The following is a 25,412-nucleotide window of genomic DNA, read 5'->3' on the forward strand; positions in this document are numbered from 1 at the left end:
CCGGGAGACATCATCGATGAAGACCAGAACGTTACTGGTAGCGGCAGCTATCCTCGCAACCGTCGGCGTACCGCTCGGCCTTCTTGCGGCAACAGGGGAACTGACCGGCAACGGAGAGGCCGCGGCTATGGGCGGTACCCCTCCTGTTCAGGTCGACGTTGCTCCGGTGCTGCTCAAGCGCGTGCAGCGGTGGGATGAATTCAACGGACGGATCAGCGCTGTTGGATCGGTCGAGATTCGCTCCCGGGTCAGCGGATATGTGACGCACGTGGCCTATAAGGAAGGAGATGAGGTTCGCCGTGGCGATCTTCTGTTCGCCATCGACCCACGACCGTACGAAGCGGCGTTGAACAGCGCGACGGCACAGCTGCAGCGCGCCAGAGCAACGGCACTGCTGGCGAAGAGCCGCGACGAACGCGCGCGAAGACTCCTGCCGTCCAGTGCCGTGTCCCAGGATGAAGCTGACGCGCGCCACGCATCCTACGCGCAAAGCGAGGCCGACGTGCTTAACGCAGAAGCTGCAGTCGAGCTCGCGGAGCTTAATCTTAAGTTCACACAGGTTCGTGCTCCGATCGACGGTCGGGCCGGCCGCGCGCTGCTAACCGTCGGCAACCTTGCTGTGGCGGATCAGAGCTTGTTGACTTCAATGGTCTCGCAGGACCCGGTCTACGTCGATTTCGATCCGGACGAGCAAAGCTATCTTCGCTACAGCGCCGAGTCGCGCCGGAGCCCTGGTAACACGCTTGCGGTGCGTGTCGCGCTGGCGGGCGATGAAGGATTCGCGCACAAGGGAATGGTCGATTTTCAGGACAACCAGGTGGATCCGGCGACCGGAAGCATTCGCATGCGGGCAAAGCTGCGCAACCCCGATCGAATATTCACGCCGGGCTTGTATGCGCGCGTGAAGGTCTCCTCCGGCCACGAAAGTGAGGCTGTCCTGATCGACGACAAGGCCGTGCTGACCGATCAGGACCGCAAGTATGTTTACGTCCTTGCTGCCGACAACACGGCACAACGAAGGGACGTTCAACCCGGCCGCAAGAGCGATGGTCTCCGGTTGATCGAGGCCGGCCTGATGCCGGGCGACAAGGTCATCGTCGGTGGATTGCAGAGAATCTACAGCTCTGGTGCTCCGGTGAAGCCATCCGAAGCCAAAATGCTGGCCGCAGCAAACTGAGGAGACGACAATGAATATCTCGAAGTTCTTCATTGAACGCCCGATCTTCGCAATTGTCTTGTCGATCGTCATTTTCCTGGCAGGCCTCATCTCGATTCCCCTGCTGCCGGTTGGTGAGTATCCTGAAGTTGTTCCGCCCAGTGTGGTGGTGCGTGCGACCTATCCGGGCGCCAATCCGAAGGAAACGGCCGAGTCGGTGGCGACGCCGCTCGAGGAGGCGATCAACGGCGTTGAAGGCATCATGTACATGAAGTCGGTTGCCGGTTCCGATGGTAGCTTGCAGATCGTCGTGACGTTCCAGCCTGGCGTCGACCCCGACACCGCGGCCGTTCGCGTACAGAACCGGGTAAGTCAGGCGCTCAGCCGACTGCCGGAGCAGGTGCGTCAGTATGGGGTAACGACTCAAAAGCAGTCTCCCACGCCTTTGCTGTATGTGAGCCTTTATTCGTCAGATGGCCGTTACGATACGCTTTATCTGCGCAATTACCTGACACTGAACGTCAAGGATGAATTGTCGCGTCTCAACGGCATCGGCCATGTCGGACTGTACGGCGCCGGCGACTACGCCATGCGCGTCTGGCTCGATCCCAATAAGCTGTCGTCACGCAATTTGACTGCCAACGACGTGCTCAAGGCGATACGTGAGCAGAACGTGCAGGTATCCGCCGGGCAGCTCGGCGCGGAACCGTCTCCCAAAACCACGGACTTTCTGGTCTCGATCAACGTGCGTGGCCGACTCGCCACCGAGGACGAGTTTGGCGCCATTGTGCTCAAGAGCGGCGAGGACGGCCAGGTGGTTCGCCTTGCCGACGTCGCACGACTCGAACTTGGAGCCGGTGACTACACGATGCGGGTTTTCGAGGGCAACAAGACCGCAGCAACCGCCGGCGTCTTTCTGTCGCCCGGCGCCAACGCGCTCGGCGTTGCCGATGCGGTTTACGGCCGGTTGAGCAAGCTGTCGGAAAGCTTTCCCCCGGGCATTACCTACAAGGTGGTCTGGGATCCGACCGTCTTCGTGCGCGAGTCAATTCGTGCAGTGCTGAACACGCTTCTAGAGGCGGTGTTCCTCGTCATTCTCGTCGTCATCCTCTTCCTGCAAACCTGGCGAGCTTCGGTTATCCCGCTGATTGCCGTGCCGGTGTCCGTGGTTGGCACCTTTGCTTTCCTGTATCTGCTGGGTTTCTCCATCAACACCCTGACCTTGTTCGGGCTTGTGCTCGCCATCGGCATCGTCGTTGACGACGCAATCGTCGTGGTCGAGAACGTCGAACACCACATCGGGCGGGGGCTTAGCCCGTATGAAGCCGCCCACCAGGCCATGCGTGAGGTTTCCGGCCCGATTATCGCCATTGCGCTGGTGCTCTGCGCTGCTTTCGTGCCGATGGCGTTCCTCTCGGGCGTCACCGGTCAGTTCTACAAGCAGTTCGCGGTGACGATCGCAATCTCCACGGTGATATCTGCGATCAACTCGCTGACCTTGTCGCCGGCCCTGGCCGCGAAGCTGCTGCAGCGGCACGGAGCGCCAAATGACCGGCTGGCGCGGGTTATCGAGGCGGCATTCGGCTGGCTGTTCCGCCCGTTCAACCGCCTCTTTCAGGTAAGTGCAGGAGGCTATCAAGGACTGGTGCGCAAGTCGCTCGGCCGACGCGGTGTTGCGCTTGCGGTTTATGCGGGTCTCCTGGCGATCACGGCTGTGCTGTTCCAGTCGGTGCCTGGCGGCTTTATCCCTGCCCAGGACAAGCTCTACCTGTTCTCGGGTGCAAAGCTGCCTGAGGGGGCATCTCTTGCCCGGACGGAAGCGGTCACCCGAAAGATGGACGAAATCGCCCGCACCGTCGAGGGCGTGGACTTTGTCAATGCCTATGCTGGGTTCAACGCGTTGCAGTTCGTGAATACGCCGAACATCACGACCGCCTATATCCTCCTCAAGCCGTACGGCGAGCGTAACCGCAGCGCGGCGGAGATCACCGCCGAACTCAACGCCAAGTTTGCTGGCATCAAGGACGGGTTCTCGTACGCGCTGCTTCCGCCACCCATTCAAGGGCTTGGGAACGGATCGGGCTATTCGTTGTACCTCAAGGATCGAGCGGGCTTAGGTCATGGCGCCCTGCAGGACGCTTTGAACGTGTTCATGGCCGAGATCGCACGAACGCCGGGCATGACCCATCCCGTCAGTTCCTATCAGGCCAACATTCCTCAGCTCGAGGTCAAGATCGATCGTGTGAAAGCCAAGGCACAGGGCGTGGCGCTATCCGACCTGTTCGAAACGTTGCAGGTCTATCTTGGCTCGAGCTACATCAACGACTTCAACAAGTTCGGCCGGGTATACAGGGTCTTGGCCCAGGCGGACGCATCATTTCGCCAGCAGGCGGAAGACATCGGAAATCTACGCACGCGTAACGCGCGCGGTGATATGGTGCCGATCAGTTCGATGGTGACCGTTGTGCCGACTTTCGGCCCCGATCCGGTGGTCCGCTACAACGGCTTCCCGGCGGCAGACGTCATCGGTGATTCCGATCCCCGAGTGCTTTCGTCGGCGGAGGTCATTACCAAGATCACAGAGATCGCAAAGCGCGTATTGCCCCGTGGCATCGAGATGGAGTGGACGGATCTGAGCTATCAGCAGGTGACCCAGAGCAATGCGGCGCCCGTTGTCTTCCTGCTCGCGGTGATCCTTGTCTTCCTGGTCCTCGCCGCGTTGTACGAGAGCTGGACGCTGCCCCTGGCGGTGATCCTCATCGTGCCGATGTGCATATTCTCGGCACTGTTCGGCGTCTGGCTCACGGGCGGCGACAACAACATCTTTGTGCAGGTCGGATTGGTCGTGCTCATGGGGCTCGCGTGCAAGAACGCCATCCTCATCGTCGAGTTCGCTCGCGAGCTCGAAATTCAGGGCAAAGGCATCGTCGAAGCGGCGCTAGAAGCCTGCCATTTGCGGCTGCGCCCCATCGTGATGACGTCGGTTGCATTTATCGCCGGCTGCGTGCCGCTGCTGCTCGGTCATGGAGCCGGTCACGAGGTTCGTGCGGCGATCGGCGTCACGGTTCTGGCTGGCATGCTGGGCGTCACCCTGTTCGGTCTGTTCCTGACTCCAGTGTTTTATGTAGCGTTGCGCAAGTGGTCCGCCGCGCGTGCAGTGATCGAGCCATCGCTGACGCGAGCCTCTCTCAATGCTGAATGAGCACCACCGTCAGCAAGCAAAGGAAAGAGAATGTTGTAGAGCAGTTTCAGCAGCTGGATCCATAGCCCGATCAGCGGGAGATTGAGCAAAAGCAGCACGTTCCCGATGTACATGCTGGCGATCCATCGAATGTTATGAAACAACGTTCACGTGTAGGACAGTTCCATCCTGTCTGGCAGCACCATCTTTTCCCCTGAACGATCAATAGCCTATTGGAAGGCAGCTTTTTGCGCCGCTCCTGATACACGGGGGTGATGCATCTATGGTTCTAAGAATGGCCTGCCCAACAAAAAGAAAAGGCTCCGACAACTGGTACTACCGCCGCACAATCCCAGCGGATGTCCGAGTGATCTTGCAGAAGCTACCGAAGGAGCGTCGCCCTCGCGGCTGGTACAAGACGCACATTAGCATCTCACTCGGCACTGCTGATCGCGTTGCCGCCAAGGCGAAATGCCCGGAGGTGTCTGCCAGCGTAGAGCGACAGCTCAAAGCATTGCGTGAAGGCCCCAAGCCACTCGCAGCCAAGCAGATCGCCTCGCTGTCCGGCATCGTCTACCGCGCCTTTGCAGACGGGCTAGAGAATAATCCCGGCCTAACGGTCGACGGTTGGCTCAGAGTTGCCGAGGCAAACGAGGCAGCCAAACGGGGCAACCCTCTCCTCATTGCCCAGAGCAACGCGGAGCGGCGAGCGACCACCATGGAGCAACGCTTTGGAGGACTGGCCGACGCCACGCTGGTCAGAGAAGGCCTCGTAGCTGACGATGAGAGCCGGTGGAAGCTGATTGAAGCTCTGTCTCGCGATCTCACGGAGGGCGCGAAAAAGCTCGCAAGGAATGCCGACGGCGATTACTCGCCAGACACTTACGTCACCCGCTTCCCCTTACCGACCGAGGCAAAGCCGTCCGCTCAGGCTGGTCGATCTCTCACTGCGCTCGCAGACGCTTGGCAGACTGGCGCTCTCGCCAGAGGAGTTCGCCCACGCGACGCAAAGCGATGGAAGGCCGTCGTCCTCCGTTTCCAGAAATGGCTGACCCACGATGATCTGAGCCGCGTTACACCGGCGACCGTTCAATCATGGGGCGACGAGAAGAGCGCTGCTGGTATCAAGGCCAAAACCATCAACGACACGGACTTTGCTGCGCTGAGAGCCGTGTTTGGCTGGGGCATGGAACGCGGATGGATGTCAACAAACCCTGCATTGGGAAGGAGGATCGTGGGACGGGGAAAGAAGATCACCCGCGAGAAGTTCTTCTTACCAGACGAGATCCCATCAATCCTCGGAGCTGCACTGGCCGTTCAAGGCACTAAGCGGGAAAACCCGAAGACCACGGCGGCTAATCCCCAATGAGCAGCGCGGCTCTCGGATCGCATGCGCGCCGATCACCTGCGCCTAACTGCGTTCACGAGGCATGATTTGAACCGGTGAAGTTCAGTACGAGCCTGAACGATCTGCATTGTTTGAAGAGGTCAGAACCCCATGAGTCAATCAGCAACTCGGGGCGGTGTCGCGGAGGCAGCCCTGATCGACATTGCAGCCGCTCTTACATTCGGTCACAGGCGCGGTCGGTTTCAAAGAAAAGCACTGAAGATAACAATGAATGGTTGGCCTAGTGTTAGGGCGCAAATAGCCCGCAAGAAATTAGCTCGATTTGTCAATTGCTTATGCATAAGAGTGGCGGAGAGAGTGGGAGTCAAACTCACGATTTTCAATCATTCCACTTCGAAGAAGACTGAAAGCTGCTGAGTAAGCGCTCGCCTGCCTCCGCCAAAGATTTCGAGTCTGAGCCGGGTTCGATTCCGGTCGGCGATTGTGGAGACCGGAACGGCATGGGCCCTGCCTGCTGCCGAGCGCTTGCTGATTTATTTTTGCGAGCTACTGCCGTCCGTCATCTTGTTGGTATTCCTGTTGGTATCCGCAGCAATCGGCGACTAAAACTATTGCAAATTCAACTCGTTATGCGACTAGGCGATTGTCGGCCAGGGGCACCACGCTTCGCCCTCGCGGGCTACGCGTGGCGCAGGGACGCAGAACTGCGAGACCGGAGCGTGCCCTGCGAAGCTTGAGCGTGCGAAAGCGAAGACGGACAGCTTTCGCAGCTTCGATTGCAAGCGGCCGGTTAACGACAGCTAAATGGGAAGACCTCGCTCCCAGCTCCGCGCCGCGTCGAACATTGCCATTGCCGGGGCGGTAGGAGGCAAAGTCGCTGGCACGATCAGCTTGATCTCCTTGTCGAGTTCGACCCCTTCGATTCGAAGAGCGACCAGCTGCTCTGTAGCAACTTCGTCGGCAACAGAGGCTTCCATGACAATCGAGGCACCGCAGCCGGCGCGGACCGCGCGCTTGACAGCCTCGGTGCTGCCGAAACCATCGATGATGGTCAGGGATTTCGCGATTGATCCCAGTTGCCGGCGCAAGAGATAACCGGTTCCGGTGCCGGATTCACCGCCCAGCAGCGGCTCGGTCTGCAAGTCAGTCACGGACACGGATCCACGTCGGGCCCAACGATGACCGGATCCCACGATGACGACGAGCGGCTCCCGCCTCCAGGTGCGCGCGGTAAAGCCCGGTCGTTCATCCCACCATTCCATTGCTGCAACGTCAGCTTCGCCTCGTTCCAGCCGGGCGACTACATCCGAGTTCGATCCAAGCCATTGTTCGACCGGGATGCCGGCACTTTGCCGAAAGGCTGCGATGTGAGGCTGCAGCAAGTATGTACCAACGTTGCTCGATGCCGCCAAACGCAGCGCAGGAAGGTGAATCAGGCTGCGCACGCGGCCGGCCGTCTCGACCAGCGCGCGCGCCAGCGGAAGAAAGCGGGCGCCTTGATCCGTCGGCGTGGCGCTGCCACGCTGACGTACTAACAGAGGCGCAGCCAAGACTTCCTCCAATTGGCGGATATGATCCACGATGGTGGATGGCGCCAGATCAAGTTCACGCGCCGCTGCACGAACGCCCCGCGTCGCGATCACGGTCACGAAGGAGCGGGCATGGATCAGATTCAGCATTTCATTTCGTCAATGCAGGATTTCTGATTTTTCTCGCCGGGCTGTTGATGGCCCCGCGAGGCATCTTGCCGGCCAAGGCCTCGATGATGCTGGTCGCTGCGGATAACTCGATCTCTCGCCTCACCGACATCACCGCTGACCCGATATGCGGCGTCAATACGGTTCGGGCACCCGGCCTGGTCAATCTCGTGTCGATTGACGTTGGCCGGTCGGGCCGCGCCCAGTCCTCGCATTCGAAAACATCGGCGGCATATCCTCCGAGCTGACCGCTATCGAGCGCATCGGCCACGGCGGCTTCATTGACGAGTGAACCCCGTGCGGGGTTGACGAGTAACGCGCCGCGCCGCATCCGGCCGATCGCTTCTGCATCGATCAAACCGGTGGTGGCCTCCGTCAGCGGCAGACCCAGCACCACGATGTCGGCTGATTTCAACACATTCTCGAGCGCCATCGCTTCCACACCGGGGCTCTCGAACGGCTCGGCGTCATATGCGACGATGCGGCAGCCAAATCCGGAAAGCCGGCGCGCAATGGCCTGGCCGACCCGGCCGAAGCCGACGATCCCCACCGTCGAGTTGCCGATGCCGGTTCCGTAAAGCTGAGGCCGCCAGCCGGCGAATCCCGATTTGCGAATTCCCGCATCACCGGCGGCAATATGCCGCCCCAGCGCGATCATCAATCCGACAGCCAGTTCAGCCGTCGGTTCGGTGAGAAGGTCCGGCACGATTGTTACCTGGATGCCGCGTTCGCTTGCGGCATCGACGTCGATATTGTCATAGCCCTTCAACGCGGCGCCGATGACTTTCAGGTTCGGGCATTGCTCGAGAAACGCCCGGTCGACGCAATCGGTCATGAATGCCATTAGCCCGGCTGCTTGCCTGCAGCGTTCGATCACCTCGTGATAGCTCCATGGTTCGGGCCTATCGTTTGCAACGATGCAAGCAACGCCGTCGAACACGGCGCGGGTCTCGGGGAAGATCCGGTTTGTCAGAACGATGAGCGGCAACTCTGTCATCGAGGCACGGTTACTTGAGCGATTTTCGCAAGTACGCGCCGACGCTGTCGACGATTACAACGCATGCGAGGATCGAAAGCAGGATGGCCGAAACCTGGTCGTAGTTCAGGAGGCGCAGAGCCGAGATCAGCTCGAAACCGATTCCCCCTGCGCCAACGATGCCGAGCACGGCGGAAGCGCGGAAATGATACTCCCACCGGTAGATCGTGACATCGGTGAGCTGCGGCAGGACTTGCGGCAGAACGGCGTGCTGGATGACTTGCAACGGCGTCGCGCCCGCGGCGCGAGCCGCTTCCAGCGGCTTGGGATCGACATGTTCGATTGCCTCGGCATAGAACTTGCCGACCATGCCGATCGAATGCAGCGCCAGCGCAAGGACACCAGGCAGCGCCCCGAAACCAACCGCGGCGACAAACAGAACGCCAAGGATGATCTCCGGCACCGAACGCAAGAAGGCGAGGAATGTCCGAACCGCCAGATAAACGGTCGGGTGCGGGCTCGTATTGGGAGCGGCCAAAAGTGCGAGCGGCAAGGAGAAGGCCACGGCGAGCGCCGTCCCGGCGATCGACATCGCAAGCGTGTCCAGAAGCGGCCGCAACCATGGTTGCCAGCGGCTGAAATCCGGCGGTACCATTTCAGAGGCTAGCGTACCGATCGCAGGCCCGCTCTCCAGAAATCGCTGCGCGTCGAAAAAGCCCGTGGCCGCCAGCGCCGCTACGCACGCAGCGATGATCAAGCCGACGAGGCCCGCCCCGCGCAAGGCGGAGCGGCGTTGTTCTTCGAGAATGGCGTCAAACGTGTGCGAAACCGATTTCATTGTTTCACAGCTTGGCAATATCGAGTTGGAGCACTTTCGCCATGTCGCGCAGCACGTCGTAATCCTTGTCAGTCGCCGTCGCGATAGCCTCGACGCGGAACAGCTTGAGGATGGCCGGATCGTTGAGGTCGAGGAACGCCCGCTTGATAGCGTTCTTGAGCTCGGGTTTCAGAAAGCCCTGCACAGTGAGTGGATAGTTCGGAATCGGTTCGGATAGCGCGAGCTGCCTGAGCTTGGTGGAATCGATCTTCTTGGTTTCGACCAAGACCCGGTAAATGGATTCGGATAACGCCCCCGCGGGCACCTGCCCGGCAGCGACGGCGCGCGCCACCGCATCGTGTTGGCCCAGATGGACGACCTTATAGTCGGCGTCTCCGATCAGCCCTTGCTTGGCGAGAAGGGCGCGCGGCGCAAGATGGCTCGACGTGGAAGCCCGATCACCGAATGCGAATGGCTTGCCCTTAATGTCGGCCAGTTCCTTCACCGGGCCATCCGCCGTGGCTATCAGGATTGACTGATAATTGGGTTTACCCTTTTCGACGCCTACGCCGAAGGGCTCGATTTCCGGCGCTTTCGACTTGGCGAGCACGTAGGAGAACGGGCCAAAATATCCGACCTCGATGCGTCCGAACCGCATCGCCTCGATCATCGACGAATAGTCCGTGGTGACGATGATCTCGACGGGTCTCTTGAGCACCTCCTCAAGGTACTTCTTGAGCGGCTGTGCATTCTGAATGATGGTCGACGCGTTCTCGTCGGGAAGCAGTGCGATACGCAGCTTGTCGGGGTTTGTCTTGTCGGCGGCAAATGCCGGAGCGGCGAGCACGCAGAGCCCGGCCGCGGCCGATGCAACGAGGAAGTTGCGGCGCTGAATCATCTGATTTCTCCATCTAGATTGAGGGCTCGACTAAGCCGCTTTGGCCAAGCCTTTGCGTTCCATCGCATAGATACGATCGAGCGTAACCGACCCGAGTTGATCCGGCGCCCCTTCGAAAACGATGCCGCCCTGCGCGAGGCCGATGATGTGATCGGCGAACCGACATGCCAGATCGACCTGATGCAGGCTGACGATCGCGGTGATCCCGTCCTCGCGGCAGATCCGATGAAGATCTTCGAGCACCCGGACGGACGTGGCAGGATCGAGGCTCGCGACGGGTTCATCGGCGAGCATGATTTCCGGCTTTTGGGCCATGGCGCGCGCGATGCCGACGCGTTGCTGTTGTCCACCGGAAAGCTGATCGGCGCGGTCCAGCGCCCTGTCGGCAAGTCCGACCCGGTCAAGCGCCTCCAGGGCCAGCAGGCGGTCAGCGCACGGCAGCGGAAAAATCGACCGCACCACACTGTGCGCAGCAAGCCGTCCTGTCAGCACGTTGTCGAGCGCCGACAGCCGGCCGATCAAATGATGTTGCTGGAACACCATTCCAGTCCGCCGCCGATGCGCCCGCAACTGTGTGCGGCTAGAGAAGATCGATCCACGCCCCTCGACGCAAACCTCACCCGACGTAGGCCGCACGAGCCCATTGAGGCTGCGCAGCAATGTCGATTTTCCCGCCCCTGAGGTGCCGAGAAGAACGATGAATTTTCCCCGCTCGAACATGGCAGTGGTCGGCCGCAGCGCCACGACCCCATTGGGATATGTAACGGTCACGTTCTGGAGCGACAGCATCTCGAACCTCGCAGCGTGTTCGCTGTTTCCGAACAAAATCGTTAATTGTTCGCTTAGTCCGACTATCAAGCGTCCATGACGTCAGGATGACACAGGCCCAAGGCAGGCTCGATGCCCGACCTGCTGGTCCGAGCTACTCTCTCAAAACTCGGACGTGTTGAGTTTTCTGTACGCGATTGATCCGCCTCACCGCGAAGCTGTCGCTGCGGTACGGAAATAAAAGGGTTCGCTCGGCAGCGAGCCGTAGACAAAAGGCTCCTGCTGCCGTCCGGTTGCGGCCATCACATCATCGCGGACGAAGCGAAAGAGCATGGAGATCTCCAGCCCCGGCTGCTTCAGCCGATTGAGCAGCGCTTTCATGAACGGAGAGTTGTCGTCGTCCCCATCGTGCGCCACCTGACCGGCTTTCGCCGCATAGGCGATCATGGTCCCGCCCTCGGGCTCCACGCGCGCTAGCCCCGTTCCGAGCGAGCGCGTGCTGTTAGTGAAGCGCATCTGCGGCGCGAAAGGATTGTCCCGGCACGCATCCAGCACGATGAGCCGCAATCCCCGCACGCCTTCGATCGCGGTGCTGAGCTCGTCGATCGACACTGCTTCGAGGCGCACGTCGCGATCGGTCTTCAACTGCGCATCGACAGGTGCGAGCCAGTTGATTCCGCCCATCTCGAGTCCGTGGCCGGCAAAATAGATGACGGCCCAGTCAGACGTTTCCGCCTCCCTGGCGAAGGCTCGCAGGGCGGCAAACATCTGTTCGCGCGTCTGATCGCGCAGCAGCGTCACCTTGCGGAAGCCAAGCGCGTCGAATTCCGCCGCCAGCGCCTCGGCGTCGCGGCCCGCATTCTTGAGGGGTGAAACGTTCTGATAGGCGGCATTGCCGATCACCAGCGCAACCCGATTGTTGCGCTCGCGCGACGGCGTTGCGCCCGGCGCGACCGGTTCGCCGCGGGGCGGCGCCATTGCGCTATCCACCTCGCGCACAAGCTGCTCCGCCTCGCGGAACACGTCGGCGGCGTCGGGACTGGACAGCGGCAGCCGGCGCGCGGTGGACAGCGCATCCCGTGCGGCCGCGATGTTGTTGGTTCGACCCAATGCCACGCTCTTTAGCGCAAACGCTTCGGCGTTTTGGGGGTCGATCTTGAGCAGCGCATCCAGCACAGGAAGCGCTTCCGGGTAACGCTTCAGCGCCACGAGGGCTTTTCCGTGCAGCAAGCCGATGTCGGCGGAAGTCTTCTGCTGCGAAGAGTTACCGCTGACCCGAGCGGCGCGAGCTCGCGCAATCTGTTGGAGCGCCTCATCGGGACGGCCAAGTTGCACCAGGAAGTCGGCCTGGTGGATGAAATTGTAGATGCCGCCAGGTTGCAGCCTGGCCGCCTGGTCCAGATCAGCCCGGCTCTCCGCGATGCTGCCACGTCGCACATGGGCAGCGGCGCGGTTACGCAACGCGTCGGCGCGGTCGGAATTATTGTTCGCGACCGCGAGCGCCTTGGTCGCGTCTATGATGGCGAGGTCGAATTGGCCGAACCCGCTGCGGATCAACGCCCGGTTAAGCCATGCTTCGACGAAGGAGGGATTGTCTTCAAGGCACCGGTCGCAGCTGGCGAGTGCGTTCCTGTAGTCGTGCCGGGTGATGAACTTATAGCACCGATTGTAGTACGCGATCGCGCGCTCTCGTTTTGAAATGCCGGGCGTGCTGATGATCGCCATACAGGCTGCGAGGCCGGCCTCGTTGTCGTCTGCACGGCAGGAATTCCAGAGCTTTGCGCGATTGTCGGAAGGTGCGGCCTCGGATGCGCCGGCACCGGGCAACATCAACGCAAGCGCTAGCACAAGCGCCATGGCATGGCCCGGCCGGGCGTGGCGATGACCGAACAGAAGCGCGATCATGAACCTGTCCTGTTGAAAACGGCGACTTGCCCGCGCGCCGGCGAACCAACCACGTCAGTCAGATGCGGCGGCTGATCGAAGGCCCGCGCCACCCTCCTGATCAGCATGATCATGGCGGTTCCGATCGCCAGGAAGATCGACCCGATGAAAGCCAGGATGATCGGCATCAGCCAAAGAGAAAACACGCCCCGGATGGCCGCCGATTCCGGCACGCCGGGATCGTAGAGCACCGAGACAGTCTGTCCGGTACGATAGGCCGGCGGATTGGTGCGCAGCCCGGACTGAAATTCAATGGTACGACCGTCCATCGTCTGGAAGCGCACGACTGGCGCAAACACGTAGCCCTTATCCTCGCTGTCGCGCAGGCGCACCATCTCGATCACCGACCCGGGCGTTTCAATGGCGCGTGCAATCCATGTTCTTGTTGACCAGACACTGGAGCCCGCTGCGAGCAATAGCAGCAGGCCAATCGGTATCAGGGCGAACCTGGCAAGGCGGCTGAGAAAAACTGTAGGATCTTCCATGAAAAGACGCGCCTGCGGCAAACACTGTTGTAGGCGTGGATGTGTCTTGGCGTGGACCGAAAGGTTCAATGCCCCGAGCAGGTGTCATGGCACCAGCGGCGGGCACAACTCCCGAGCAGCGGGTCGCGGACGCACCGAGGTTTACTCCTTCCAACCTCCGGTGTTCCTCATTTCTTCCCGAACGCGCTGAGCAGTCCGCCCAGCAGCTTCGATGCTATTCCGCCGATCGCGCCGAAGCCGCCGGTGGCGCCGATCACGCCGGTGATGATCGGAATTATCGTCGCCAGCGTCGAACCTGAAACCGGCGCGGCTGTGGTTGGCGCCTGACCAGCAATCGCTCCCAGATTGAAGGGCAGGTTGAGAATGCCCGCCGACTGCAGCAGGGTGACGATACCAAGCATGCCCGCTGAAAGCTGTACGCTCGGCCGCGACATCGCCGGCGCGAGCGGCTCGGCAGGCTTGTCCGGTTTTTCGGTGCCTGGAAGTGGCTTGCCGGTCAGCCGCTCGTAGAGCAGCGGCATCAGCACGGTGATGAGATCGACCGGCGGCGCGGCGGCCGGCTGTTGCGGCGTTGCCGGCTGCGCGACGACCGGCGCCGGGACGGTGTTGACAGGTTGCGCGAGCACCGGCGCATTGGCGATCGGCGTGACCGCCGGCATCGCAGCGGGCTTGCCGGTCGCAAGCACGGTAAGAAGCTGCGTGATGTCGAGCTGCTTGCCGGTAAGTGCCGACTGCAAAATCAGCGGCAGCAGCAGTTCGAGGCCTTGGCCCGGCTTGGCAGGATCGGCAGCCATCGGTTTCTCCTTCGATAGCAACATGAGAATGAGCGGGAGCAGTTGCTGCAGGTCGAGCGCGGCAGCGCCAGCGGCGGGACCCGTCTCCGCCACGGCGACGCCGGGCTGGACGACTTCGGCCCCGAGCGAGACCCCGAGCGCCGCCGCCGTCTCCGACCCGACCGCGCCATCGACGACCATGCCCTCGGCTTCCTGAAAACGCAGCACGGCTGCTTGCGTGTTTAATCCGAACTCGCCGTCGATCAGGCCGGGATCGAAGCCTTTGGCGGCCAGCGCCGCCTGGATGCGCGCAACCACGGCCATATCCATGTTCGGCGCACCGACCTCGTAGATGATGGCGGGCGGGTTGACCTTGATCGGTGCGGCATTGTCATAGGAAATGCCGGGAATCAGGATGCCGGTATGCCAGCCGCGGCCGTGCACTGTGTCGGCCACCACGCCGTAACGCCGTCCCTTTGCCTCGATGGTGCCGCCGTTGCCGTCGCATACTGCGATGTGGCCCATCTTGCCCGGACCAGGCGGATAGCGGAGCACGATGCCGCCGACGGTTGCCGCCGCCTCCTCCACCGAAACGCGCTTACCGAGCCGTTCGAGGTCAGCCTTCCAGGCGCCGGTATAGGCATCGGCCTTGGCAGGCAGCGCCGTGTGGTCGACGCAGCCGTAAAGCGTACCGGCTTCCTGATAGACCAGCCATGAAACGAACTCGGCGCAGTCCCACGGACCATGCCAATGCGGATCGTCCTTCGGTACCTGCGTGTTGACGTATTGCTCGCCGATATGCGCGCGGGCGCGCTGAACCAGGCCCGCACCTGAGGGCACACCGCTCGCAGGTGGCTGGGCAACGGCTACAGCGGGCAGGCTGTTCAGGAAGGCATCGGCGCTGCCGGCCTTGTACATTCGATGCGCCTGACGCCACTGCTCCTCGGTCAGGTTATTGCCTTTGCCCGACTCGCGGCCGGCAATGGCCTTCAGCAAGGCAATGGCCTGCACGGGATCGTCGACCATCTCCTTGGTCAGGGTGGCGTTCGGGTCATAGCCGGGCACGCCGAAACCGTGGGCGCCGGTCCACTTCGTTCCGGCCTCGCCGATCCGCATGCCGACATAGCTGCGCGACAACAAATCGAAATTCGAGGCGGCGCCGTTCACCGGCGAGGGAAAGCGCGCGATCTTGTGGCCGCCGCCGATGATGCCATAGCCGGTCTGGCCAAAGCGCGCGGCGCGTGCGCTCGGATATTGAGCGCCGGGATTGTTGTAGCGGAACGAAGCGACCTCGCTGCCTGCGACGTCGTCGCGATTATCAGCGGTTGAAGGATCGGTAGACCTGCCAATTTGACCCATTGCTCGCTCCCCCGTTTGTGTGCCTGTTGCCCGCTTCCTTTTCGTCGATCGCTGCGTCCTCGGCCTCGGTTTGCTGCTCATTGGCCGGCCCAGATCTGCCCTTTCGGCACGATGATCCGATCGTCGCGGCCAGTGACAACCGGCCGGACGCGCTGTCCGCACTATCGATATTCGCTTGCGCAGCCGGAGCATTACGGCTCACGGCTGACCGTGAAGAGCTTACGTCGGGTTACAGCCTTCACGTGTGAGCTAGCTAACAGTTGCGATGCAGGTCACCTGCAACTGAGTGCATCGGCCGCAGTTCTCGGAGTTGTCGTCCTGACCACGCTCGCTGTTGTCATGACCATTGATGATCAGCTATGCCAGCCCGGAAGCTCTCATGGCTTCGACATGCCATCTGCCGCGCCTGAACAGGACAGCGTTCATTGCCGCGGCTGCCGGCGCGACAGTCGGCTGCGCGCCCGCGCTGGCCCAGCATGCGGGCCGTGGCATTATGGTGGTATTACGGTGACAGTGCTGGACTGCACCGATATTCCGCTCTCACGCTTCCCGGTACCAGCTCGCGAGCTGCCACAAATCGTTGTCCCAGCCCGAGATATGCGCGGTCAGCTTGTTGCCGAGCGCGGCGACGCGGCTCCGGGAGACGATGGGTTGGATGTAATTGTCTGTTACGACGAGGTCGTTGAGCTTGATGAACAGCGCCGCGCGCTTCACCGCGTCGAGCTCCCGTTCGACCTGCTTGTAGATCTCGTCGTATTCCTTGCTTTGCCAGCGCGAGACATTGCGCCCCTGCCACTTGTTTTCCTTGTTCGCTATCTGCCACGACACATACTGGTTCATGAAAAACTGCGGATCGGCCTGCGGCATGGTGGTGTTGTACATCTGCGCGTCGCAATAGAAATGCGTGTAGGTATCGGGATTGGCGGCGTCCGAGGAGAAGAACACCGATCCCACCACCGACTTCAGTTCGATGTCGATGCCCGCTTTCTGGCACGCCTGCTTGACGATGGCCTGGGTCTTCTGCCGGGGCGCATTGATCGAGGTCTGGAATACGAACTTCAGCGGCTTGCCGTCCTTGGCGCGAATGCCGTCACCGCCCTTTTTCCAGCCAGCGGCCTCGAGGATCTGGTTGGCCTTCTCGATGTTGAATTCGAATTTGGTGTTTTTCGACCGGAAGCGTTCCGGGTTGTTGAGGAAGTTCGGGGTGGCCCGCGCCGTGCGGCCATAGATGAATTTCTCGATCGACGCGCGATCGATCAGGAGATTGATGGCCTGGCGCACGGCCGGATCGCTAAACAGCGGATGCCTGGTCTTTATGCTCGCGCGCTCGCCGTCGACCTCGACGGCGGGATCAGTCGAGTTGAGCGACATGAACTCGACATTGCCTGACGGCGTGATGTTGACCCTGCCCTTTCCAGCGGCTTCCAGCTTCAGCAGGATGTCCTCTTCGACCAGCATGTTCCAGGCATAGTCGTATTCGCCGGACTGCAACACCGCGCGCGCCGCCGACACCGCGTCGCCGCCGCCCTTCACCTCCACCTCATCGAAATGCGGCCGGTTGGCGACGTGGTAGTTCGGATTGATCTTGCCGCGGAGCATGTCGCCCGGCTTGAAATCCACGAACAGATAAGGGCCGGTGCCGACCGGCTTCAAATTGTGCGGCGCCTCGCGCGACCTGGCGCCGACGTAATCCTTGAACAGATGCTTCGGGATGATCATGCCGTAATTGCCGACAAAGGCATCGGCCCAGAACGGCGTCGGCTTGGCAAAGGTGAGGCGGACGGTGAAGTCGTCGATCTTCTCGACCGTGATGTCCTTGTAGTTGGCGATCGAGACCGCCGCGGTCTCCGGCGTTTTGGCATATTCCCAGGTGAAGACGACATCGTCGGCCGTGAACGGCATGCCGTCATGCCATTTGACGCCGCGTTTCAGCTTCCAGACCACCGAGCGGCCGTCTTCGGCCAATCCATGATTCTCCTTGCTCGGAATCTCGGCGGCGAGGATCGGAACCAAATTGCCGTCGCCATCCCATCCCGCCAACGGCTCGTAAAAGATCCGGCAGCCTTCCTGATCCTTGGTGCCGACGGCGAAATGCGGATTGAGCAGGGTGATGGCCTGCCAATACATCAGTTTCAGCACGCCGCCGCCGCCGGCCTTGGTCGGCTTGTAGGGTAGCGCGGTCGCAGCCATCGCGACCCCGGACTGGCTCAGCATCATCCCGGCCATCGGCGCCGAAAGGCCGACGGCGATCATTCGCTGGACAAAGGCCCGCCGCGACAACCGGCCAGTCTTGACGTCAGCAATCAGGTCTCGCAGTTCCCGCTCTTTCATGGGGCCGACTCCTCACTGGCGCTAAATGCCTCGTCACTCTCAACACTGAAATGGATCACCTAAGCGCGAACCTGTCAAAGCAGGATCCGGGCCACCGCAGTTCACGGAGTTGTTGTCTTGACCGCACTCGCCTTTGTTACGACCATCGATGATCCAGCACCTCTAGCCCAGGAGCTCTCATGTCTTCATCCGATCTGCCGCGTCTGAACAGGAGAGCTTTCGTTGCCGGGGCTGCCAGCGTAACCATCTGCTGCGCGCCGGCGCTCGCCCAGCATGCGGGCCATGGCACGCCGTCAGGCGCAGCGCTGCCGGAAGCAGCGCCCTCCGCCGATCCGTTCGCCCGGCTTCAGGGCGGCACGCCGCATCACCTCACCACCGAGCAGATTGCGCAGCGAAAGGTGGACAGTCCGGCGCCGAAGGGCCCGCAGGGGCGCTGGACACCAAAGGCGGCGTTGCCGCTGCCGCGAAGCGAAATGGCCTGGGCCACCGCCTGGGCGGGGCGCATGCATATTGTCGGCGGCTATGGCGAAGGCCGCGTCGACCGCGCCTATCACCACGTTTACGATCCGAAGGACGACCGATGGTTCAACGCCGCGCCATTGCCGCGCGGTGCTAACCATGTCGCCGTCGTGGCGGATGCGGGGCGCGTCTACGCGCTCGGCGGCTTCATCGAGCAGAATCGCAATCCGGATCCGAATGCATTTGCCTACGACGTGACTGCCGACAAGTGGACGACCATCGCCCCATTGTCACGTCCGCGCGCGGCCGCGGCGGTCGCGCTTGACGGCAAGATCCATCTGATCGGCGGCGCCGGCGCGCCCACCAACGAGCGCGCCAGCGTCGGCTGGCATGAGGTCTACGATCCGCAAACCGACAAGTGGGAAATCCGCAAGGCGCTCCCGGCGGCGCGCGACCATGTCGGCGCCGTCGCCCATAACGGCATGGTCCATATCATCGGCGGCCGCTTCAACACCTTTGAATATAACACCGACCTTCACCACGTTTACCTGCCCGCGCTTGACACCTGGAAGGAGCGCGCGCCGCTGCCTACGGCGCGTTCCGGCCACGGCCTCGTGGTTTACCGCGACCGCTTGTTCGCGATGGGCGGCGAATACGGCGTGCAGGACAAAGGTCAGATATCGCAAGCTACAGTATTCGGTCAGATGGAGAGTTACGATCCGCAGACGAACACCTGGCAATCCCACGCGCCGATGCTGACGCCGCGGCACGCGGTCGGCGCCACCACGATTGGCGATGCCATCTACGTTGCCGGCGGCGGCGCGGTGACGGGCGGGGCGGTCCAGTCGTCCGTGCACGAGGCGTTTACACTGGCTGCTTGATTGCGCCCGACCGCAAGGCAAGCGTGCTTGGGCACGGGATTCACCGCTCCCACGGGCCGGCGGCTCCGGCCCTGACGACATCGAGCCAAGATTCAGAGATCGCTTTTCAAGACCAGCTTAGATCCGTTTTCTCATTTCGTCGCCGACCACGCGAAGGTCAATCCTGCCGATCAGATCGGAACGAAGCGCCTCGGCCTCGCTGATGGCGGCCATGGTCTGCCGCAAGGTGCTGGCGTTCGAGCCGAGCGACACGATGCCGCCCAGCACGGCGGCAATCGAGCCGAGGGCGGCGACCTGATTGGACCCGAGCAGGCCGAGCACCGTGACGAGCATCAATCCGGCTCCGGCGGCGATCGCCAATTTCGAGACCAGCATGATCTTGCGGCAGCGCTCGGCGATCTCGGCCAGTTCCTCGAGCCGCGCTTCTATCTGCGAAATCTCGTCACTCGGGTCGTCCTCGTCCATCGGTCTCAAAATCCAGTTCTGCAAGGTTTCGTTTTCAGGAATCGTCGGCGGGAAATCTCTTACCGTAATTGACGCGCCGATGGCCATCGGCCTCATTTCTTCCGGCTGTCATCCAGACGCGGTCGTCCAGTCCACGCCCGATTGAGCCACCGGGTAGCCAGTTCGAGCCGCGGCTTTCCCTGCAGCCGCGCCTGCGCTTCATGATAGGGGCCGACATAGCGGAGGCGGGTCGGCAGGTGGGGATATAGGCGGCGTATCCACTTGAGCGCGCGATCCGCGGCCCTCCGATCGCGTTCGTCGAGATCGAGGCCGAAACCTGTGCGCAGCCGCTCGGGCAGCATCTGTGCGCTCAGGGCCACGTACCAGCGCGGCGGCCGCAACCATGGACGTGAGCCGGTGAAGATGTGGTGGACCACGTCACGCGCCGCGGTGCTGACGGATAAGGTATCGGATTGAGCCATGGCGGCGTTGTACTCGGCGAAGGATGACCAATCCGCCGGCAGGTCCGCAGGTCTCAGCCCGAACAGCGCGCCGAACAGCCGGCTTTCGGCCCAATATTGCTCGCGCTCTTCAGGCGAGAGCGGAGGCAAGACGAGGTCGTGCGCGATGGCGGCGGTTTCGACGAGGGTGGCGTGAACCCAGCGCAGCGCGGCGACATCGTTGGCGCTGTAGGATGAGCCTTGGGCGAAGCGGCCGCTCGCCTCGGGAAGCACGCCGGAGATCATCGCGTGCCGCCGATGCAGGCGCCGGGCCGCGGCAGTCGCGCCGTCGAGCGAACCGAACACCATTGTAAACATCAGCTCAAAGGTTCGATGAAAGCGGCCGACCGGATCGGCAAAGGTGCGCGAGTGCTCGGCAACCGCAGCCGCGACCCAGGGATGCGCCAGTTGAAGCAGTAAGGCGCGCCCGGCTCCCAGAAACATCACGGCTTCCCTGTCGATCCGCCACGTCACCGACGCCGGGCCAAAGATGCCCTCAGCCGGCCCAGCGGCGCCGGCCCTGACGACATCAAGAGTAGCGTCTAGATCGCTTTCCGAGACCAATTGACAAACCTTCGACAGAGATCGACCTGCTTTTCGCGACGCGGATTCTACCGCAACTCAGCGTGCGCGGGCAGAAATATCCCGAGCATCGGTAAAGCCAAACCAGGCGAGCGGCAACGCTAGGCCGCAGAGCACCGCCATCGCAACGAACGCCCCTCCGCCATACCTGGCATAGAAAAGCCCCGAAAGCAGCGTCAGTGCGGCTGTCACCGCGCCTGAACCAAACGCGTAGATTGCTTGAGCCGTTGCGGCCATTCTGGCGGGGACAAGAGCGGCCATCAATCGCATGCAAGACAGATGCAGCAGTGCGAACGTCAATCCGTGCAGCGGCTGCACCATCGCGAGCGCCACAACGGAAGTCGTGGTCCCCGCAACCGACCAGCGGATGATTCCGGCTGCTGCAGCCAATGCCGCCGCACCACGCGCGCCGATCCGGTTGAGCAAGGCCGGTCCGATCAGCAAGAATACGATGACCTCTGCAGCGACGGCCTCCGACCACAACACGCTTATGACGGAGGTGTCTATTCCGGCATTGCTCCACCTGATCACCGCAAAGGCGTCATGCATGGCATGGCTGCCATAGATCAGAGCAGAGACTAGTATCAGGACTCGGAATCGCGCGATCCCAAGGAGTCCACGAACCTCGCTCGCAAGCTGCGATGCGCCGGTATGCGTCGCCGTGGGAGCTGAAACCCTAGGCACCAGCGCGGTTGCCCCAGCGGCAGCGACAAGCAGGGCTGCGTTCAGCCAGATCACACGCGTCAGGTCAGTGGAAGTGATGAGTTGCCCGATGAGCAGCGTACCGCAGACGAAAGCCGCCGACGCGGCGCCGCGGATCCAGCCGTATTCGAAAGGCCGCCCCGCCATCTGCGGCTTGGCCGCGTTGACCGCCAACGCGTCGGCCACCGACGTCGTTGGGGCTAGTGCCACGGCTTGAACCAGCGCCAGAAGCAGCAACATCCAGAAACCATCGGCCCACAGCAACGCCACAGCCGTTGCTCCTGCCAGGACGGCGCAGCATGCGAGCACGAGGCGCAACGATTGCAGGAAGTCTGCAAACATCCCGACGAGTGGACCGGCGACAAGACGCGCCAGCAACGCCGCCGCCAGTATCACACCGATCTGCTCGGGCGTGAGCGCTCTGGTTTCAAAAAACTTCGGCCAGAACGGCGATGCAACGCCGAACGCCGCGTACAACGCGGCGTAAAGAGCTATGTAGGCGACTGGCCCAGAAACGCGCATTTCTGAAAGTTCCCCTCGGTAGAATTACGGCCACAAAGAACACTGCTCTGCCGTAGTTCATCCGCGAAATCTCCACATCCAACTTCTATCCGACCGGCCTTCACCCAAATGGATGGAAGTTGTTGATGCGATATCTTTTCGCCGCCGTGATTGCTGTGTTTGTAGTCGCGGTGGATTTTGAAAGTTCCGGAATCAGGTCAGTATGGATGGAACCATCTTTCGTTGTCGCCGAAGCGCAATCGGAACCCGCCACGACATCGAATTCTCACACAGGAACTGTGACCGCGTCGGTCGAGCATTCGCAAGAACCGGACGCAACAAACGTCGTCACCGCGCCGTACGAGTCGGCAACGAGAGCCGATGGCGCGGCTCATGCGGTCGCCTCGATAAAGGAGGAGGCCGCGTCACCGAATTCGATCTGTGAGGCGGTCAGGACTGCCGCCGAGGAACACGATATTCCGATCGGGTTTCTCGCGCGCCTGCTCTGGCAGGAAAGCAGGTTTAAAACGGCGGAGGTCAGTTCGGCAGGCGCGCAGGGCATTGCGCAATTCATGCCGCGAACGGCGGTCGAAATGGGCTTGAGAGACCCGTTCGATCCGCTGCAGGCGATTCCTGCGTCGGCAAGATTTCTTCGCAAGCTTTATAATCAGTTCGGAAATCTCGGGCTTGCGGCGGCAGCGTACAATGCGGGCGGCGGCAGGATCGAGAAGTGGTTATCGCGACGCGGCGCGTTGCCGAAGGAAACGCGCGCTTACGTCAAGATCATCACCGGCCACAAGGCCGAAGCCTGGACAGACGAAGACAATACCGTCCACATGCCGACGGACCTGCCGGATAAGGCGCCATGTGAAGGGGTCGGCGGCCTGTCGAAGGAAGACCAGATCGCCGAAGTGCCCGTCGATCTGGCGCCTTCCATCAGCGGGATGTTGCGAAAGGCCGACATTGCCGAAGAGAGCCACGCGGCTGTCAAAAAGCGGCGGGTTGTTGCAAGCCGAACCGCGAGGGCTGTACGTACCGCGTTCCGGAATGCGCATGCCCGGGTGACCCGGCTGGCAGCAAAGGCTGCGACACGGAAGCTCGGCAAACAATCCGGTACCCGCTTTGCGTCGGCCGCCGGCAGCGGCAGCCGGACAAAGTCATCGAAAGCATCGCGGGAACTATAGGCTCGTATCGACCGGCCAGTGGCACGCGAAAAAGCCCGCATTGCTGCGGGCTTTTTTGTCTCACCCGAACTATCCTACCACCGATAGCCGCCGGTGCCGAAGCTGAAGGTTACGCCGGGACCGCCGCCGTAATAGCGGGGACCATAGTGCCCGTACCGGCGCGGCGCGTAGTAGCCGTAGCTATCGTAGTACGGGCGATGGTGCCGGTGGTAGCCCCAGTGCCGATGACGCCAGTGGCGGCGATGGGCGCTGAAGTCAGTGGAAGACTGTACAGTATCCGTCGAAGGTTTCGCCTTCACCGCATTGTCGGCAGCGTTGGCGGCGGAACCGCCGATCAGCGCAGCAGCACCAACGGCAAATACGATGGCTAGTTTCTTCATCATCGAACTCCAGTGATGTGTCGACTCTACCGAGTCTAATCACCGCGCCGCGATCACGTTCCGTCTGCGACATTAAGATTGCTACAGCTCCTTGAACAGACATTCATGAATATGAACGGCAGTTCCTTCGACGAGAGTAGCGTTGTACGGCTTCGCGCCGGGGCTTAAACGTCGTCGGTGATCGGAAATCAGCGACATTGCAGATGTGGCGCGATCTACCACCGCACCGAGGCGATGGCGGCCTCGCGCGAGATCGACAGTTTTGAGTGCACGGCTTGCGGTGCTACGCTCGAAAAATGGGAGACAGCGTGGGTGCCGATCTATCGCCTGATCACGGATCCAGCAATCAAGTCTGACGAAACGCCGCCGACTGCAAGCGAACCGTGATCATTGCGCCGGACTGATCGCAACTGCGTATCACGCGCCTGAATCGCTGGCGTTGGGATAGAACAACTGCTCGCCATTGATCTTGTAATCGGCGATCGCCTTCTGTCCCTCTGGCGATATCAGCCAGTCGATGAATTGCTGGCCGAGATCCTTCTTGACGCTCGGATGCTTTTCCGGATTCACCAGCATGACGCCGTACTGGTTGAACAGGCGCTTATCGCCTTCGACTGAAATCATGAGGTCGCCGCGGTTCTTGAACGACAGCCAGGTGCCGCGATCGGCGAGCACATAGGCGTTCGAGGCGGACGCGGTGTTGAGCGCAGCGCCCATACCCTGCCCGATCTCCTTGTACCAGGAGCCTCTGTCCTTTGCGATGTCGATGCCAGCGACCTTCCAGAGGTTGAGCTCGGCCTGGTGCGTGCCGGACTTGTCGCCGCGCGAGATGAAGTCTGCGGCCTTCGCCTTGATCGCGGAGAGCGCAGCAACGATGTCCCTCGAGCCCTTGATGCCGGCCGGGTCGCTCTTCGGGCCGATCAGGATGAAGTCGTTGTACATCACGGGATAGCGCCTGACGCCAAAACCTTCGGCGACGAATTTTTCTTCCGCAGGCTTGGCGTGGACGAACACCACGTCGGCATCGCCGCGGCGGCCGGTATCGAGCGCTTGTCCCGTACCCTGCGCCACCACCTTTACGTCGATGCCGGTCCTGGCCTTGAACATCGGCAGGATATAGCCGAACAGGCCGGAATCCTGCGTCGAGGTGGTCGAAGCCACTACGATCGATTTATCCTGCGCGACGGCGTGACTTGCGAATACCAGGCTGGCGGTCGCCGCAATCAGCAGACGGCGCGTGAGCATGTTCATTTGTTTTCTCCCATCATTAGTTTGAGCACGATCGTTCGGAAAGCCGGTAACCACTTTTCCGGATCATGCGTTAAATCAATAGTTCGCCGCCGAGGAACGCCCTCGCCTCGGCGGTTTGCGGCGCGTCAAAGAACGATGCGGCTGCACCGGTTTCGACAATACGGCCGCGGTGAAGCATGACGATTTCGCCGGCGAGCCTGCGCGCTTCGCCGAGATCATGGGTCGCCATCACGACTTTGATGTTGCGCTCGCTGACGGCGCGGATGATGTCCTCCACCGCCTTGGTGGCGATGGGATCGAGGCTTGCGGTCGGCTCGTCCAAAAACAGTACCGCGGGATCGCGCGCCAGCGCGCGTGCCAGCGCCAGCCGCTGCTGCTCGCCGCCGGAGAGCCTTCGCGCCGCGCGGTCCGCGAGCGCGTGCAAGCCTACCAGTTCGAGCAGTTCGGCGATGCGCCGCGCATGCTCCGCGCGCGGGATGCCGGCGGCGCGCAGCGCAAAACGGAGATTGGCGGCGGCGCTGCGCCGAAGCATCGCCGGGCGCTGAAACACGATCGCGCGCTTAAGCGGCGGGACATGTTCGAGGCCGCCCCAGGTGATGCGCCCACGCGACGGCGCCAGCAGTCCCATCGCCAGGCGCAGCATCGTCGATTTGCCCGAGCCGTTGGGGCCGATCAAAACCGTGGGCGGGCCCGGTGCCAGCGCGAGCGCGATGTCGTCAAGGATCGTGACGCCGCGGGCCGTAACCGTCACGTGGTCGAATTCGATCGGCAGTTCGCTCGAAGGCGCGCGCATCG

Annotated in this window: 20 protein-coding genes; 5 read left to right on the forward strand and 15 right to left on the reverse strand. The window is 61.8% G+C overall.

Annotation, left to right across the window (positions count from 1 at the left end; all coding sequences use genetic code 11):
- The first annotated feature begins 16 nt into the window (after nucleotides 1-16).
- From RX328_RS40045 to RX328_RS40055, 3 genes are all read left to right on the forward strand, one after another.
- Nucleotides 17-1,177: an efflux RND transporter periplasmic adaptor subunit gene (locus RX328_RS40045; RefSeq protein ID WP_213246599.1), complete on the forward strand. Its 1,161-nt coding sequence runs from the start codon at nucleotides 17-19 to the stop codon at nucleotides 1,175-1,177.
- A 10-nt stretch (nucleotides 1,178-1,187) separates the two neighbouring features.
- Nucleotides 1,188-4,358 carry an efflux RND transporter permease subunit gene (locus RX328_RS40050; protein WP_213246598.1) on the forward strand — a complete coding sequence of 1,057 codons (3,171 nt, stop codon included), beginning with the start codon at nucleotides 1,188-1,190 and terminating at the stop codon, nucleotides 4,356-4,358.
- Between the two features lie 346 nt (nucleotides 4,359-4,704).
- Nucleotides 4,705-5,706 (forward strand): site-specific integrase, encoded by a 1,002-nt coding sequence (locus RX328_RS40055; protein WP_213246597.1) that lies wholly within the window; start codon nucleotides 4,705-4,707, stop codon nucleotides 5,704-5,706.
- A gap of 779 nt (nucleotides 5,707-6,485) precedes the next feature.
- Here the strand turns inward: RX328_RS40055 and RX328_RS40060 are convergent.
- From RX328_RS40060 to RX328_RS40100, 9 genes are all read right to left on the reverse strand, one after another.
- Nucleotides 6,486-7,334: a LysR family transcriptional regulator gene (locus RX328_RS40060; RefSeq protein ID WP_213246596.1), complete on the reverse strand. Its 849-nt coding sequence runs from the start codon at nucleotides 7,332-7,334 to the stop codon at nucleotides 6,486-6,488.
- Between the two features lie 31 nt (nucleotides 7,335-7,365).
- Entirely contained in the window at nucleotides 7,366-8,379 is a 1,014-nt protein-coding gene (locus RX328_RS40065) for a phosphonate dehydrogenase (protein WP_213246594.1), read from the reverse strand.
- A 10-nt stretch (nucleotides 8,380-8,389) separates the two neighbouring features.
- On the reverse strand, nucleotides 8,390-9,196 hold the full coding sequence (phnE, locus tag RX328_RS40070) for a phosphonate ABC transporter, permease protein PhnE (RefSeq protein WP_213246592.1): 807 nt from the start codon (nucleotides 9,194-9,196) through the stop codon (nucleotides 8,390-8,392).
- Nucleotides 9,197-9,200: 4 nt separating this feature from the next.
- Nucleotides 9,201-10,073: a phosphate/phosphite/phosphonate ABC transporter substrate-binding protein gene (phnD, locus tag RX328_RS40075; RefSeq protein WP_213246590.1), complete on the reverse strand. Its 873-nt coding sequence runs from the start codon at nucleotides 10,071-10,073 to the stop codon at nucleotides 9,201-9,203.
- Nucleotides 10,074-10,103: 30 nt separating this feature from the next.
- On the reverse strand, nucleotides 10,104-10,862 hold the full coding sequence (gene phnC, locus RX328_RS40080; RefSeq protein ID WP_213246588.1) for a phosphonate ABC transporter ATP-binding protein: 759 nt from the start codon (nucleotides 10,860-10,862) through the stop codon (nucleotides 10,104-10,106).
- 186 nt (nucleotides 10,863-11,048) lie between these two features.
- The gene (locus tag RX328_RS40085; RefSeq protein ID WP_213246587.1) at nucleotides 11,049-12,746 is read right to left on the reverse strand and encodes a caspase family protein; all 1,698 of its coding nucleotides are present in this window, start codon (nucleotides 12,744-12,746) and stop codon (nucleotides 11,049-11,051) included.
- Entirely contained in the window at nucleotides 12,743-13,291 is a 549-nt protein-coding gene (locus tag RX328_RS40090; RefSeq protein WP_213246585.1) for a DUF3592 domain-containing protein, read from the reverse strand. The genes RX328_RS40085 and RX328_RS40090 overlap by 4 nt, the downstream gene beginning before the upstream one ends.
- A gap of 146 nt (nucleotides 13,292-13,437) precedes the next feature.
- Nucleotides 13,438-15,402, reverse strand: a complete 1,965-nt coding sequence (locus RX328_RS40095; protein ID WP_213246583.1) for a peptidoglycan-binding protein — start codon at nucleotides 15,400-15,402, stop codon at nucleotides 13,438-13,440.
- 540 nt (nucleotides 15,403-15,942) lie between these two features.
- Nucleotides 15,943-17,733 carry a peptide ABC transporter substrate-binding protein gene (locus RX328_RS40100; protein WP_213246581.1) on the reverse strand — a complete coding sequence of 597 codons (1,791 nt, stop codon included), beginning with the start codon at nucleotides 17,731-17,733 and terminating at the stop codon, nucleotides 15,943-15,945.
- 179 nt (nucleotides 17,734-17,912) lie between these two features.
- Here RX328_RS40100 and RX328_RS40105 point away from each other — a divergent pair, with 179 nt between their 5' ends.
- Nucleotides 17,913-19,073 carry a Kelch repeat-containing protein gene (locus RX328_RS40105; RefSeq protein WP_249726029.1) on the forward strand — a complete coding sequence of 387 codons (1,161 nt, stop codon included), beginning with the start codon at nucleotides 17,913-17,915 and terminating at the stop codon, nucleotides 19,071-19,073.
- Between the two features lie 117 nt (nucleotides 19,074-19,190).
- Here RX328_RS40105 and RX328_RS40110 read toward each other — a convergent pair whose 3' ends face one another.
- From RX328_RS40110 to RX328_RS40120, 3 genes are all read right to left on the reverse strand, one after another.
- Nucleotides 19,191-19,538: a hypothetical protein gene (locus tag RX328_RS40110; protein WP_213246579.1), complete on the reverse strand. Its 348-nt coding sequence runs from the start codon at nucleotides 19,536-19,538 to the stop codon at nucleotides 19,191-19,193.
- A 92-nt stretch (nucleotides 19,539-19,630) separates the two neighbouring features.
- Nucleotides 19,631-20,581, reverse strand: coding sequence for an oxygenase MpaB family protein (locus tag RX328_RS40115; RefSeq protein WP_213246578.1), 951 nt, complete (start codon nucleotides 20,579-20,581; stop codon nucleotides 19,631-19,633).
- 57 nt (nucleotides 20,582-20,638) lie between these two features.
- Entirely contained in the window at nucleotides 20,639-21,823 is a 1,185-nt protein-coding gene (locus RX328_RS40120) for an MFS transporter (protein WP_213246576.1), read from the reverse strand.
- 206 nt (nucleotides 21,824-22,029) lie between these two features.
- Here RX328_RS40120 and RX328_RS40125 point away from each other — a divergent pair, with 206 nt between their 5' ends.
- Nucleotides 22,030-22,986 (forward strand): lytic transglycosylase domain-containing protein, encoded by a 957-nt coding sequence (locus RX328_RS40125; RefSeq protein WP_213247067.1) that lies wholly within the window; start codon nucleotides 22,030-22,032, stop codon nucleotides 22,984-22,986.
- A gap of 74 nt (nucleotides 22,987-23,060) precedes the next feature.
- On the opposite strand, the gene RX328_RS40130 is transcribed toward RX328_RS40125, so the two are convergent.
- From RX328_RS40130 to RX328_RS40140, 3 genes are all read right to left on the reverse strand, one after another.
- Nucleotides 23,061-23,366: a hypothetical protein gene (locus tag RX328_RS40130; RefSeq protein ID WP_213246574.1), complete on the reverse strand. Its 306-nt coding sequence runs from the start codon at nucleotides 23,364-23,366 to the stop codon at nucleotides 23,061-23,063.
- A gap of 417 nt (nucleotides 23,367-23,783) precedes the next feature.
- Nucleotides 23,784-24,611, reverse strand: coding sequence for a substrate-binding domain-containing protein (locus tag RX328_RS40135; protein ID WP_213247065.1), 828 nt, complete (start codon nucleotides 24,609-24,611; stop codon nucleotides 23,784-23,786).
- A 76-nt stretch (nucleotides 24,612-24,687) separates the two neighbouring features.
- Entirely contained in the window at nucleotides 24,688-25,410 is a 723-nt protein-coding gene (locus tag RX328_RS40140; protein ID WP_213246572.1) for an energy-coupling factor ABC transporter ATP-binding protein, read from the reverse strand.
- Between the last annotated feature and the right edge of the window lie 2 nt (nucleotides 25,411-25,412).

The organism is Bradyrhizobium sp. sBnM-33, assembly GCF_032917945.1.
Classification (GTDB): domain Bacteria; phylum Pseudomonadota; class Alphaproteobacteria; order Rhizobiales; family Xanthobacteraceae; genus Bradyrhizobium.